A 13,597-nucleotide genomic window follows, 5' to 3' on the forward strand; every position below is an offset into this window, starting at 1 on the left:
CCCGCCCCGCGCGCCGCGTCGCCCGCCGCCCCCCGGGTTCCGCGCCGCCCCCCCGCCCTGCACGCATCAGCAGGGCGGGGTCTCGACGATAGTGCGGGGTCTCGGGGCGGGGGTCAGTCGACGCCGAGGCCGACCGCCTCGTGGTCAGGCTCCGGGTCGTCGCGCTTCGGGGCCTTCGGCTCCTCGCCCGGGGCCTTCTCGGTGCTGGGCTCCTCCAGCTCCTCGGTGCTGGGGACCTCGGCCGGGTCCGCGTCCTCGGGGGAGTCCGCCTGCTCCGGCGTCGTCGCCTCGCCCTCCGTGGTGTCGGAGGCCGGGGTCGGGGTGGGGGTCTGCGCCTCAGGCGAGAGGTCGTCGTTCGCGGTCGGTTCGGGAGTGCTGTCGGTCATGATCGTCCCTTTCTGCGATGTCGTGCGCTCAGCCTGCCTCCGATTCTCCGGGAGATGAAGGGCCTTGACGCGGACCCGCCGGCCGCGCGGTTAATCGCGGTGAACCGGAATCCCGAACTCGGCGTAGCCTGGAGGGGTGACTGCGTACGTCTCGGCCTTCGACCTCTTCTCCATCGGCGTCGGCCCGTCCAGCTCGCACACCGTCGGACCCATGCGCGCCGCGCTCGACTTCGCGCGGCAGCTGACCGCATCCGGGGAACTGGACCGTGTCGGCCGCGTCGAGTGCACGCTGTACGGTTCGCTCGGCGCCACCGGGATCGGCCACGGCACCCCGGATGCGGTCGTCGCGGGGCTTCGCGGTCTCGCTCCCGAGACGTGCGATCCGGCGGCCGTCCGTGCGGCGTGGTCCGCGTATCCGGAGGGGGAGCCGCTGCGGATCGACGGCGCCCATGCGGTGCCGTTCCAGAAGGACGACATCGTGTTCGCGCCCCGCACCCGCCTTCCCGGCCACCCGAACGCCATGACGCTCATCGCCCGTGATGCCGACGGGACCACCCTGTTCGAGCAGACGTACTACTCGATCGGCGGCGGGTTCATCCGGCGCGAGGGGGAGGAGGCGCACCTCTCGACCGGTGCCTTCCCGCATCCCTACGTCGATGCCGCCTCGCTGCTCGCCCTCTGCGATGAGCACGGCCTGTCCATCGCGGAGGTCGCCCGCCGCAATGAGACGGCACTGCGCAGCGAGGAGGAGGTCGCCGCCGGCCTCGATGCGATCTGGGACGCGATGGCGGGCTGCGTGGACGCCGGGCTCCACGCCGAGGGCGTCCTTCCGGGCATGCTGCAGGTGAAGCGCCGTGCGGGCACGATCCGCGCGCAGCTCGAGGCGGTCGAAGCCGACGGGCACCGGGAGCTCCCCGGCGAGTGGCTCGGGGCTTTCGCGCTCGCGGTGAACGAGGAGAACGCGGCGGGTGGCCGCGTCGTGACGGCACCCACCAACGGCGCGGCGGGCATCCTCCCGGCGGTGGCGATGTACTGGTGGCGCTTCCTCGCCGACTCGGGTCTCGGCGCCGGGAACGCGGTGACGCCGTACGGGGAGCTCGTCGGCAGCGCGCTGCTCGGGTTCGACGGGGCTCCGCCGTCGCCTCCCGCACTCGACGGCGAGGACGCGGAGATCGCGGAGGCCAACCGCCGCCGGGGTATCCGCAGGTTCCTGCTGACGGCCACCGCGCTCGGTTCGCTGTTCAAGGCCAACGCCTCGATCTCCGGCGCCGAAGGCGGGTGCCAGGCCGAGGTCGGCTCCGCGTGCGCGATGGCCGCGGGCGGGCTCACCGCGGTGATGGGCGGCACGAACCGGCAGATCGAGAACGCCGCGGAGATCGCGATGGAGCACCACCTCGGCCTCACGTGCGACCCGATCGGCGGACTCGTGCAGATCCCGTGCATCGAGCGCAACGCGATCGCCGCCTCCACCGCCGTCACCGCCGCCCGCCTCGCGCTCCGCGGCGACGGGAGCCACTACGTCTCGCTGGATGCCGTCGTCGAGACGATGCGCCAGACGGGCCTCGACATGTCGACGAAGTACAAGGAGACCAGCGAGGGTGGTCTGGCGGTGAACGTCATCGAGTGCTGACCTCGCCGACCCACCCCCTTTCGCGCGCTCCGGCCCGTTGCGTGCGCACGGAGGGGGGTGGCAGGCACACAGAGGGGTGGGTCGACGGAGGAGGGAGAGGCACATGCGGCAGCAGCCGGTCGTCGCGGTGCGGCCGAACGAGGAGGCGCCGATCCCGGACGGGACGTGGCCGACGAACATCCCCGCGGTGGCCCAGGTGCTGCGCGAGGGACTCGATCTCGGGCCGGGAGTGACCTTCCTCGTCGGTGAGAACGGCAGCGGGAAGTCCACCCTCGTCGAGGGCATCGCAATCGCGTACGGTCTCTCCCCGGAAGGCGGGTCCCGCCAGGCGCAGCACCGGACGCGGCCGAGCGAGTCGCCGCTGTCGGACTGGCTGCGCCTCCAGCGCGGCGTCGGGGCGCACCGCTGGGGGTTCTTCCTCCGGGCGGAGACGATGCACTCGTTCTACACGTATCTCGAGGAGAACCCCTCCCTGCGCGGCGATGTGCCCTTCCATGAGATGAGCCACGGGGAGTCGTTCCTCGCCCTGCTCGACAGCCGCTTCGATGATCCGGGCTTCTACTGCCTGGACGAGCCGGAGGCCGCGCTGTCGTTCCACTCGACTCTCACGCTGATCGCCGTGCTGCAGCGCATCGCCGACGAGGGCGGCCAGGTGCTGTGCGCCACGCACTCGCCGGTGCTCGCGGCGCTTCCGGGTGCCGCCATCCTGGAGGTCGGGGAGTGGGGACTCCGCCCGTCCGCCTGGGAGGACCTCGAGATCGTGCACCACTGGCGCTCGTTCCTCGGGCAGCCGCAGCGGTATCTCCGGCACCTGCTCGGTGAGCGAGGATCCGCGGAGCCGTAGGCTGACGGGCATGACCGAGCAGAAGGCGCCGAGACGACGCGGGCGCCCGCGCGGCGGCACCGACTCCCGCGAGCGCATCGTGTCCGCCGCCGTCGACGAGTTCGGCGCGCAGGGGTATGACGGCGCGACGGTGCGGTCGATCGCCGCCCGCGCCGGGGTCGACTCCGCGCTCGTCCACCACTACTTCGGCACCAAGGCCGACCTGTTCGCCGAGGCCGCCGGAATACCGCTGCGCCCCGACCTCGACGTCCCCGAGATCCTCGCGGGGCCGAAGGACGAAGCGGGGGCCCGGCTCGTCCGCTATGTGCTCGACGCGTTCGAGAAGCCCGACGTGCGCCGCCGCGGCGTGCTGCTCCTGCGTACGGCGATCGGGAGCAGACTGACGACGCCCCTGCTCGCTGGCTTCCTCTCCCGCGAACTGCTCTCCCGTGTGGCGCGCCGCCTCGACGTGGAGGACGCCGACTTCCGTGCCGCCCTCGTCGCGTCGCAGATCGCCGGCATGCTCATCGGCCGCTACGTCCTGCAGCTTCCCGCGCTCGCCGGCGCCTCCGTCGACGAGCTCGTCGGCCGCGTCGGCCCCACCGTCCAGCGCTACCTCTTCGACTGACCCGCGCCGCGGCGGGCACAGCTTCGGAGATCTCGCCCGCCGCGCCGGACCGCACGGGCCGGCGGCGGCGTGTCGATCCGGCGCTCCGAAGCTGTGCCCACCCGAGAGGCGTTGACGCCCGACGAGGCGAGGCGCATAATTCATCGCATGATGAATAATGCGGCCGTCGAGATCACGCAGCTTCGCGTGCGGCGTGGGGCCGTGTCCGTGTTCGACGGCATCGATCTCGCCGTGCCCCGCGGCCAGATCACGGGTCTCCTCGGCCCCTCGGGGTGCGGCAAGACCACGCTCATGCGGTCGATCGTCGGTGTGCAGCGGATCGCCTCCGGTGACGTGACCGTTCTCGGCGAGCCGGGCGGGTCCCGCCGGCTCCGGCACCGTGTCGCGTACGGCACGCAGGGCGCCTCGGTCTACGGCGATCTCAGCGTGCGGCAGAATCTCGCCTACTTCGCCGCGCTCCTGAAGGCGCCGAAGGGCGACGTCGACCGGGTCATCCAGGAGGTCGGTCTCGACGCGCAGGCGACACAGCTCGTCGATGCGCTGAGCGGCGGCCAGGCAACGCGGGTGTCGCTCGCGACGGCCCTGATCGGCTCCCCGGAGCTCATCGTGCTGGACGAGCCGACCGTCGGACTCGACCCCGTGCTGCGCGCGGAGCTCTGGACCCTGTTCCGCCGGCTGGCCGACCGGGGCGTCACGCTCATCGTGTCGAGTCACGTGATGGACGAGGCGGTGCGCTGCGACCGGCTGCTGCTGATGCGGGAGGGGAGGATCATCGCCGACACGACGCCGTCCGCACTGCTCGCCGACACCGGAACGACCGACGCCGAGGCCGCGTTCCTGGCGCTGATCGAACGGGACAGGGCCGCCGGCACCGCGACCACCAGGCGCGCACGCCGAGAAGCCCAGGAACGCCAGGAGGAGGACGGGACATGAACGGCCGCCGGCTGTTCGCGACCGCCGGCCGCGTGCTCACGCAGCTCCGACACGACCCGCGGTCCATCGCCCTGATGCTCATCGCCCCGAGCCTGCTCGTCGGTCTCTTCGCCTGGCTGTTCAGCGAGCAGGACGGTGTGTTCGACCAGTTCGGCGGTGCCATCCTGGCGCTGTTCCCGTTCATCGTGATGTTCCTCATCACGTCGATCACCACCCTGCGGGAGCGTCGTTCCGGCACGCTCGAACGGCTGATGACCACGCCGCTCGAGAAGGCCGACTTCATCCTCGGGTACGCGCTCGCGTTCGGGCTGATGGCGGTGCTGCAGGCGGTGATCACGGTCTCGTTCGCGGTCGGGGTGTGCGGGCTCGACGTGGACGGGCCGCTGTGGCAGCTGGGTCTCGTCGCGGTGGTCGATGCCCTGCTCGGCACGGCGCTGGGGCTCTTGGCGAGCGCGTTCGCCCAGACCGAGTTCCAGGCGGTGCAGTTCATGCCGTTGCTGGTGTTCCCGCAGATCATCCTCGGCGGTCTGTTCATGCCGCGGGACCAGATGCCCGACGTGCTGTACGCGATCTCCGACTGGCTGCCGCTGAGCTACGCGATCGACACGATCAACGCGGTCGCGGCGGGGGACGAGGGCGGGGACGTGTTCGGTCCGCTGCTCATCGTCGTGGCCTTCGCCGTCGGCGCTCTGATGCTGGCCGCGCTCACGCTGCGGCGGCGCACACGCTGAGCCGGAGTCCTGGCCTGGGTCAGCGCGCGGCGCGGTTCTTGGTGTGCTTCGTCGGCACGGCGGCCCACGGGTCCTCGGGCCACGGGTGCCGGGGGTAGCGGCCGCGCATCTCGGCGCGTACCTGGGCGTAGGGGCCCGACCAGAACGAGGCGAGGTCGTCGGTGACCGCGAGCGGCCGCCCCGCCGGGGACAGCAGATGGAAGAGCACGGGGACGCGGCCGTCCACGAGCCGGGGAGTCTCCGCCCAGCCGAAGCACTCCTGCAGCTTCACCGCCACGACGGGCCGTGCGGTCGCGTCGCCGTCGGGCTCCGGGTAGGTGATGCGTACACGGGAGCCGCTGGGCACCTCGAGCCGCTCCGGGACGAGCGCATCGAGGTGCACGGCCTCGGGCCAGGGCAGCAGACGGCGAAGGGCGGATGACAGATCCAGCCGACTCGCGGGCGTGCCGGAGGCGAGAGCATCGAGCTCCGGTGCCAGCCACACGTCGAGCGATGCGAGCAGACCCGCGTCCGACACATCGGGCCAGGGGTCTCCGAGCTCACGTCGCAGTAGCGCGAGTCGGCGGCGCAGGGCCTCCGCCCCGTCGGACCACGTGAACATGCCGAGGCCATCGCGTCGGAGTGCTCGGCCCACGGCATCCCGGCCTTCCGAGGCCGACGGGCGCACCGGCACCGATGAGCGCACGATCGCACCGATCCGGCGTTCGCGGCGGGCCTGTACGCGGCCTCCGACGAATTCGGCCTCGACGCGGTCGCTCATCAAGGGGCCTGCCGCGCGCTCCACCTGCTCCTCGGTGAGGGCCGCTGCGGCGCGGATGACCGCACCGGAGCCGGCTGCCGTCCGGGACGAGGCTCGGGCGACGTCGGCCACGGCGAGCCATTCCGACGCGGCCAGGGCGCCGCTGACACCGGCCCGGGTGCCGGACGCCAGCAGGAACGTCGCTCCCGATCCCGAGTGCTCGGCGCGGTGGGCGACGCGCTCGGGGAAGGCCAGCGCAATCACGAGACCGACGCCGTCGAGACCGGCGCGAGTGTCCGGTGCCGGAGCGACCAGGCGTTCCAAACGGCGAGCGTCCTCGCGCCACCGCCGGGCCTCGGCCGTGCTCCCTCCGCGCAACGCGACGAGAGCGCGGGCGACATCGGCGTCCGAGATGCGCTGGTCCCCGCCGAGAAGCGCCACGACCTCGGCGGCGAGCCGGCTCCCCACCGCGGGGCTGCCGTCCCGCAGCGCTCTGGCCAACCGGGGATCGGTGGGGATTCGTGCCAGCGCACGGCCCTCTGCCGTGGCGCGCCCGTCGTCGTCGATCGCTCCGAGACCGCGCAGCACCGTGACGGCATCGGCCAGGCTGTCGGCTCGCAGCGGTTCGATCATGCGCAGGCCGGCGCCGCCCGGGGCGCCCCAGCAGGCGAGCAGGAGGGCGGCGTCGGTGAGGTCTGCCGTGGCGATCTCCGGCGACGGCCGCGCAGGAGCGGCAGCATAGGTGCGCTCGTCCACACACCGGATCACCGTGCCGGAGCCCTGTCGGGTGGCGCGTCCGGCTCGCTGCACGCACGAGGAGCGGGAGGCGGCGGTGGTGACCAGACCGCTCATCCCGCGGGCGGCGTCGCGCTGCGGCTGCCGGGCCAGGCAGCTGTCCACGACCAGCCGCACACCCGGCACCGTGAGAGACGACTCGGCGAGGGAGGTGGCGACGATGATGCGGGGCCGGGCTTCCGACGCACGACCGCGGATCACGGCATCCTGCTCCGCCGGCGGGATCTGGCCGTGCAACTCCCGGACGTCGAAGGCGCTGTTCCGGTCGCGGACTCGTCGCGCGATCTCCGCCACTTCGCGCGCGCCGGGGGCGAACACGAGCACATCCGCTTCGGGGTCATTCCGGACGAGCTCGGCGGCGGCGGTGGCGGTGACACTCGCGACGTGATCGAGGAAGCCCCGGGTGACTCCGCGCTCGTCGAGGCGGGGCGCAGAACTCGGTGCCCAGCGCTCGGTGAGGGGGAAAGCCGGGTCGTCTTGGTCGACGATCGGCGCGGGAGACTCCTCGGTCCCGATGACCGCGGCGATCCGGTCCGCGTCGAGGGTCGCGGACATCGCGATGACGACGAGGTCATCTCGCAGCTCGCGCACCTCGGAGAGCAGGCCGACGAGAAGGTCGGTCTCGAGGGCACGCTCGTGCACCTCGTCGATGATGACCGCACTCACGCCGTCGAGTCCGGGGTCGTCGAGCATCCGTCGCAGGAGCACGCCAGCAGTGACGAACTCGACCCTCGTGTCCGGCCCGACAGTGCGCTCGCCGCGGACGGTGAAGCCCACCCGGGAGCCGAGGGGTGTGCCGTCGAGCTGTGCGAGTCGGCGAGCGGCCGCGCGCGCGGCGATCCGGCGCGGCTGGGTGACGATCACGCGGCCGGTGCGGCGTGAGGCGAGGAGCGGCGGGACGAGCGTGGTCTTGCCCGTACCTGGCGGCGCGGTCACGACCACGGATCCGCTCGTGTCGAGGGCGGTGGAGAGGTCGTCGAGGGCGCCCGCGAAAGACAGACCGGCGCCGATGGCGGTGAGGTCGAAGGCGGCGCGGGTCACGCGTCCAGTCTGCCCGGTCGTGCGAGAGCGGATGCCGCGACCCGATCGGCCGCGGCATCCGCTGTCGTACGCTGCCTACTCCGCGGCGGGAGCGGGCGGCGCGGGCGGCGGTGGAGTGGTCGGTGCGGGCGTACGCGGCGCCGGGGTGGGCGCGGACGCTTCGGCGACTCCCGCCCCGAAGCCGCGACCGACGGCCTGTCCCTGGATGATGCCGGCGAGGTCGAGGCCGGTCGCGGAGTGCACGCTGTCGAAGACCGAACGCAGGGCCTTCGCGCTGTCGGCACCGACGACGTTGGACGCGCCGTCCTCGCCGGATCCGCCGACGATCGAGACGCTGCCGATCGCGGCGTAGCCCTTCGCGAACTCGGACATGATCGAGGGCAGCACCTCCAGAACGCGCTGCGAGAGGAACGCGTCCTGGTTGGAGGCGATGGCTTTGGCCTCAGCCTCGACGGCGGCGGCACGGGCCTCACCCTCGGCGCGGATCGCCTCGGCCTCGGCGTTGGCGCGCAGGCGACGGGCTTCGGCTTCCGCTTCCGCCTGGGCGCGCAGCGCGTCGGCGTCACCGGTGGCCTTCGCGATCGCGGCCGCCGCCTCACCGTCGGCGCGCGCCTTGTCGGCCTGCGCCTGCTGCTCGGCGATGCGGGTGCGCGCCTCGGCCTGCTTGACCTGCTCGATCGCCGCCGCCTCGGCCGCGCGCTCACGCGTGTAGAGCTCGGCCTGCGCGCGGGTCTCCGCCTCGTACCGCTGCGCGTCCGCGACGCGCTTGACGTCGGCGTCGAGCTGCGCCTGCTTGTTCTCGGCCTGCTGCTGGAGCACGGCCTGCTCGGCCTGGGCGCGGGCGAGCTGCTCGGCCTGCTCCGCCTCGGCGCGCGCGCGGCCGATTCCGGCGTTGGCGTTGGCCGTGTTCGTGTCGAGCGCGGTCTGCTCGACGAGGTTCGCCTCCTGGTTCGCGATGTTCTTCTGGTTGATCGCGCGGTCGGCGTTGGTCTGCGAGATCTCCGCGGCCTGGCGCTTCGCCTGGATCTCCGGGGCACCGAGGGACTGGATGTAGCCGACCTTGTCGGTGATGCCCTTGATCTGGAAGGAGTCGAGGATGAGGCCCTGCTCGGCGAGCTCCTGGGAGACGTCGGCGGCGATCTGGTCGGAGAACTTCTTGCGCTCCCGCATGAGCTCCACGACGGAGAGCGTCGCGACGATGCCGCGCAGGGCGCCCTCGAGCTGCTCGGTGGTGAACTGCTCGATGGCCTTGTCCTGGGAGGCGAAGCGCTCGGCGGCCCGGCGCACAAGCAGCGGGTCGGAGCCGATCTTCACGATCGCGACGCCGTCGACGTTGAGCGTCACGTTGTCGAGCGACTGCGCCTCGGCGTTGAGCGACACCTGCCGCGACCGGAGGGAGATGATCTCGTGGCGCTGGGTGATCGGGTTGACGAGCGACTTGCCGTTCACGATGACCGTGACGGGCGACTCCGACATCTCGGAACTGCTGGTGCCGTCGGCGCCGATCACGGCACGCTGCACCTTCTGCTTGCGTCCGGAGATGACGAGCGCTTCGTCGGCGCGAGCCACCTTGATCCAGCTGCGTGCGAACAGCAGCAGGATCAGCAGGACGACGATCGCGGCGACAACCGCGATCCCGATGACGATGAGGATGCCGACGATTCCGGCGATCTCCATGGATGACCTCCCTGGTTCCCCCCGAGGGGGCGGTCCGATATGCCCACGGTCGATGTGGGCGTGCGCAACCCACCCTGCCAGAAAAGCGACGCCCGCCACCGTCGCGGCCGTCATGATGCCGTCGTCGGTGGAGACGCCCCCGACCGCGGCGCCTGTGGAGAAGGGGAGCGGTCAGCGGGTGCGGAGCTTCTCCGCGAGGTCGCGGAGCAGACGCAGCTCCTCGTCGTCGAGGCGTGACATCCGGTCGGCGATCGACCGGCCGTGCACCGTGGCGAGTGCACGGAACGCCCGGGCACCCTCGTCCGTCGCGCGGATCAGGGCGCCGCGGCCGTCGTCCGGGTCGGCGCATTTCGCGACCAGCCCCCGGGTCACCATCCGGTCGACGAGGCGGGAGACGCTCGGCTGGCTGATGAGCATGTTGGCGGTGATGTCGCGCAGCCGCGCTGTCATCTCCGGCGAGCGCGTCACCGTGAGCAGTACGTCGTACTCGGCCTGGGTGATATCGCCGGTGTCGAAGTCCGCCGCCATCTCGGTGAACAGTTCGTGCTGCGCGCGGAAGAGGCTCTCCCAGGCCTCCAGCGCGAGCTTCCGATCGGTCATCCTCACAGAGTACCGGGCGCAGTAAAGGGCCGGTCGGAGAGGCTCCCGACCGGCCCTTGTCCCTTGCACCAAGAGTGTCCTGCAATCACATGCGGTGGATGCCACAGCAAACATTCACCGTGTGATCACTGTATAACGGCGAGGTAACGAATGCAACGGTTTGATCACGATGATTCGGGCGGATACTGGAAGGGACGGTTTCGAGAGCCCCCGCCTCCGCACCGCGCGGCAGACCTCTCGAACGCCAGGAAGAAGATGCTCATGAAAGCTCTCCGCTACGTCGAGATCGGCAAGCCCCCGGTGGTGGTCGACATCCCGATTCCGAAGCCCGGCCCCGGACAGGTCCTGCTCAAGATCACCGCGGGTGGTGTCTGCCACTCCGACGACTACGTCATGGGACTCTCCGAGAAGGACTACCACGAGCAGGGCTACCCGCTGCCGTTGACGCTCGGGCATGAAGGCGCCGGCGTCGTGCACGAGATCGGCGAGGGCGTCGACTCGACGCTCAAGGTCGGAGATGCCGTGGCCGTCTACGGGCCCTGGGGCTGTGGCCGCTGCCACAACTGCTCGATGGGCAAGGAGAACTACTGCACGAACGCCGCCGCCGAGGGCATCCGTCCTCCGGGCCTGGGTAGCCAGGGGTCGATGGCCGAGTACATGATCGTCGACGACGCGCGCCACCTCGTGCCGCTCGGGGACCTCGACCCCGTGCAGAACGTCTCGCTGACCGACGCGGGCCTCACTCCGTACCACGCGATCAAGAACTCGCTTCCGAAGCTCGGCGCCGGCACGGTCGCGGTCGTGATCGGCACCGGAGGGCTCGGCCACGTCGGCATCCAGATCCTCAAGGCCATCTCGGGTGCCACGGTCATCGCGCTGGACGTGAACGACGAGAAGCTGAAGCTCGCCACCGAGGTCGGCGCGGATCACGTGCTGATCAGCGACGCGTCGGCGGCCGAGAAGATCCGCGAGCTCACCGGCGGTCTCGGCGCGAACGCCGTGTTCGACTTCGTCGGCGCGAACCCGACGATCGCCCTGGCGCAGAGCGTGGCCGCGCTCGAGGCCGACATCACGATCGTGGGCATCGGCGGGGGCAGCATGACGCTCGGCTTCGGCTCGATCGCCTACGACGCGGCCGTGCGCATCCCCTACTGGGGTTCGCGCGCCGAGCTGATCGAGGTGCTGGACCTCGCCCGCGCCGGCAAGATCCACGTCCAGACCGAGAGCTACACGCTCGACGACGGCCCGAAGGCGTACGAAGACCTCGCGTCGAACAGCATCCGCGGACGCGCCGTCATCGTCCCCTGACGTCGGCCTCGAACGCCCGGGAGGGATCGCTCTCCCGGGCGTTCGTCGTCTCGGTGCGGCCTCAGCCGCGGCGTCGCCGGTCGGCGAGGAGGGCGAGCGCCGCATCGATCGCACTCGCCGCCGCGTCGGGGGCCACGCGCACGAGGGCGAAGGCGGATACCACGAGCCCCGTACAGGCGTCGGCCAGCGTCTCGATCTCCGTGGGCGCACGGTCGGGGAGGGCGGCCCGGACGCCGCGGGCGAATGCCTCTCGGAGCTCCGCGCGATAGGACGCCACGACCCGGGCGACCGCGTCGTCGGTGCCGATGGGGGCGGCGGCGGTGTTGACCAGCAGGCAGCCGCTCGTCGCCGGGAGGCTGCCCGTCGTCAGCAGGGCCGCGCGTAGTCCGCCGAGATAGGTCTCCAGGGCCTCCGGCGCCACGGTCTCACCCGTCAACGGGGCGAGGCGCGGGCGGATGACCTCGTCCAGGTAGCTCTCGACGGCGGCGTCGAAGAGTCCGCGTTTGGAACCGAAGGCGTGATAGATGCTCGAGCGGCTGAGACCGGTCGCGCGCTCGAGCTCGGGCAGCGGCGCGCTCTCGAAGCCGCGCTCCCAGAACACGCCGCGTGCCGCGCGGACCGCTTCCGCGGTGTCGAAGGTCTGTGTGCGCCCCATCCGCCCTGCTCCTGCCCTTTTGTGAATCGCTCGATCCAGTATATATTGGAACGACCGATACAGAATGCGCGGCCTCGCCGCGTCGAAGGGGGACTGCCATGGTCATCGCCGGACTCGTGCTCGCAGGCATCGCCGCGCTCGTGCACGTCTACATCTTCTGGCTCGAGTCGTTCGCCTGGACCAGCGCGCGCGCTCGCCGCACGTTCGGCACCGGCACGGCGGAGGAGGCCGCGCGACAGAAGGAGCTCGCCTTCAACCAGGGCTTCTACAACCTGTTCCTCGCGATCGCCGTCCTCCTCGGCATCGTCCTCTTCGCCACGGGAGCGACGGCCGTCGGCGCGACCCTGGTCTTCACCGGCGCCGGATCGATGGTCGCCGCGAGCCTCGTGCTGCTGCTGTCGAGCCCTGACAAGGCGTCCGCCGCCCTGAAGCAGGGCGTCATCCCGGCGCTCGGCGTCATCGCGCTGGCCATCGGCCTCCTCGTCTGAGTCCGGCCGCAGCCCCCCCCAGATCCTCACGAAGGAGAGTAATGTCCCACGCCATCAGCACCCAGATCCAGCTCGCCCGCCGCCCCGAGGGGTGGCCGACCCACGACGACTTCCGCACCGTCGAGGTCGAGCTGAGCGATCCGGCGCCGGGGGAGGTGCGCGTGGCGAACGAGTTCGTCTCCGTCGACCCCTATATGCGCGGGCGGATGAACGACGTCCGCAGCTATGTCGCCCCCTACGCCCTCGACGAGGTCATCGCGGGTGGCGCCATCGGCCGGGTCGTCGCCTCTGCGGCGGACGACCTCCCCGTCGGCACCGTCGTGCTGCACCAGCACGGCTGGAGCGATGTCGTGCAGGCGGACGCGTCGACCTTCCGGGCCGTGCCCGAGGTGCCCGGCATGCCGCTGTCGCTGCGCCTGCACATCCTCGGCATGACCGGCCTCACCGCGTACGTCGGCCTCACCGCGATCGCCGGACTCGCCCCGGGCGACACCGTCTTCGTCTCCGGCGCCGCCGGTGCCGTCGGGACGGCTGTCGGTCAGATCGCCAAGCTCCTCGGCGCGGGCCGCGTCATCGGCTCGGCGGGCTCACCCGAGAAGGTCGCCCTGCTGACCGAGAAGTACGGCTACGACGCGGCCTTCAACTACAAGGACGGCCCGGTGCGCGAGCAGCTCGCCGCCCTCGCGCCCGAGGGCGTGGACGTGTTCTTCGACAACGTCGGCGGCGACCACCTCGAAGCCGCGCTCGACGTGATGAACGACGGTGGCCGGATCGCGCTGTGCGGCGCCATCACGAGCTACAACACCACCGAGCGCGTGCCCGGGCCCGACAACATGGCGAACATCATCACGCGCGGGCTCCGTCTCCAGGGCTTCACGCTGGCCGCGTACCTGCACCTGTCGCCGGAGTTCAGCGAGAAGATGACCCGCTGGTTCGCGGAAGGACGGATCGCCTACGACGAGACCATCGTCGACGGCATCGAGAACACGGTCGATGCGTTCCTCGACATGATGCGCGGAGCCAACACGGGGAAGATGCTCGTGCGGGTCACGCCCTCCGCCTGACGTCCGGGGCGGGCCGCCCGCGCATTTGAGATATATTGCTTGAGACGTAGAACTTCACTCTCCATGACCCCCACTGGAGGCAGTGTGACACTCTCTGGC

Annotated in this window: 13 protein-coding genes; 8 read left to right on the top strand and 5 right to left on the bottom strand. The window is 71.3% G+C overall.

The annotated features are described in order from the left end of the window. Positions 1 to 113: 113 nt before the first annotated feature. Complete coding sequence (locus tag AB0300_RS14945) at positions 114 to 386, bottom strand: hypothetical protein (protein ID WP_062635578.1); 273 nt, start codon at positions 384 to 386, stop codon at positions 114 to 116. Positions 387 to 522: 136 nt separating this feature from the next. Here AB0300_RS14945 and AB0300_RS14950 point away from each other — a divergent pair, with 136 nt between their 5' ends. The 5 genes from AB0300_RS14950 to AB0300_RS14970 all read left to right on the top strand — a co-directional run bounded on the left by AB0300_RS14950 (position 523) and on the right by AB0300_RS14970 (position 5,131). Beyond that, positions 523 to 2,016 (top strand): L-serine ammonia-lyase, iron-sulfur-dependent, subunit alpha, encoded by a 1,494-nt coding sequence (locus AB0300_RS14950; RefSeq protein ID WP_126893475.1) that lies wholly within the window; start codon positions 523 to 525, stop codon positions 2,014 to 2,016. Positions 2,017 to 2,119: 103 nt separating this feature from the next. Continuing rightward, on the top strand, positions 2,120 to 2,860 hold the full coding sequence (locus AB0300_RS14955; RefSeq protein ID WP_126893474.1) for an AAA family ATPase: 741 nt from the start codon (positions 2,120 to 2,122) through the stop codon (positions 2,858 to 2,860). Positions 2,861 to 2,870: 10 nt separating this feature from the next. Beyond that, positions 2,871 to 3,467: a TetR family transcriptional regulator gene (locus AB0300_RS14960; protein WP_249521746.1), complete on the top strand. Its 597-nt coding sequence runs from the start codon at positions 2,871 to 2,873 to the stop codon at positions 3,465 to 3,467. Positions 3,468 to 3,614: 147 nt separating this feature from the next. Then, complete coding sequence (locus AB0300_RS14965; RefSeq protein WP_202976252.1) at positions 3,615 to 4,400, top strand: ABC transporter ATP-binding protein; 786 nt, start codon at positions 3,615 to 3,617, stop codon at positions 4,398 to 4,400. Next, positions 4,397 to 5,131: an ABC transporter permease gene (locus tag AB0300_RS14970; RefSeq protein ID WP_249521744.1), complete on the top strand. Its 735-nt coding sequence runs from the start codon at positions 4,397 to 4,399 to the stop codon at positions 5,129 to 5,131. The genes AB0300_RS14965 and AB0300_RS14970 overlap by 4 nt, the downstream gene beginning before the upstream one ends. 19 nt (positions 5,132 to 5,150) lie before the next feature. Here AB0300_RS14970 and hrpB read toward each other — a convergent pair whose 3' ends face one another. The 3 genes from hrpB to AB0300_RS14985 form a co-directional block, all read right to left on the bottom strand. After that, a complete protein-coding gene (gene hrpB / locus AB0300_RS14975) occupies positions 5,151 to 7,706 on the bottom strand; it encodes an ATP-dependent helicase HrpB (RefSeq protein ID WP_366216311.1) in 2,556 nt (851 codons plus the stop codon). 75 nt (positions 7,707 to 7,781) lie between these two features. After that, positions 7,782 to 9,383 (bottom strand): SPFH domain-containing protein, encoded by a 1,602-nt coding sequence (locus tag AB0300_RS14980; RefSeq protein WP_249521742.1) that lies wholly within the window; start codon positions 9,381 to 9,383, stop codon positions 7,782 to 7,784. A 171-nt stretch (positions 9,384 to 9,554) separates the two neighbouring features. Further along, positions 9,555 to 9,983: a MarR family transcriptional regulator gene (locus AB0300_RS14985; RefSeq protein ID WP_025104537.1), complete on the bottom strand. Its 429-nt coding sequence runs from the start codon at positions 9,981 to 9,983 to the stop codon at positions 9,555 to 9,557. 261 nt (positions 9,984 to 10,244) lie between these two features. On the opposite strand from AB0300_RS14985, the gene AB0300_RS14990 reads away from it, so the two are divergent. After that, on the top strand, positions 10,245 to 11,291 hold the full coding sequence (locus AB0300_RS14990) for an NAD(P)-dependent alcohol dehydrogenase (RefSeq protein WP_025104516.1): 1,047 nt from the start codon (positions 10,245 to 10,247) through the stop codon (positions 11,289 to 11,291). 61 nt (positions 11,292 to 11,352) lie between these two features. Here the strand turns inward: AB0300_RS14990 and AB0300_RS14995 are convergent, their stop codons facing one another. Then, positions 11,353 to 11,946, bottom strand: a complete 594-nt coding sequence (locus AB0300_RS14995; RefSeq protein WP_366216312.1) for a TetR/AcrR family transcriptional regulator — start codon at positions 11,944 to 11,946, stop codon at positions 11,353 to 11,355. A 98-nt stretch (positions 11,947 to 12,044) separates the two neighbouring features. Here AB0300_RS14995 and AB0300_RS15000 point away from each other — a divergent pair, with 98 nt between their 5' ends. Further along, a complete protein-coding gene (locus AB0300_RS15000) occupies positions 12,045 to 12,434 on the top strand; it encodes a DUF1304 domain-containing protein (RefSeq protein ID WP_025104514.1) in 390 nt (129 codons plus the stop codon). Positions 12,435 to 12,475: 41 nt separating this feature from the next. Next, complete coding sequence (locus AB0300_RS15005; protein ID WP_126894366.1) at positions 12,476 to 13,498, top strand: NADP-dependent oxidoreductase; 1,023 nt, start codon at positions 12,476 to 12,478, stop codon at positions 13,496 to 13,498. Positions 13,499 to 13,597 lie beyond the last annotated feature (99 nt).

The sequence above is a fragment of the Microbacterium sp. NPDC078814 genome, from assembly GCF_040702645.1.
Lineage (GTDB): Bacteria > Actinomycetota > Actinomycetes > Actinomycetales > Microbacteriaceae > Microbacterium.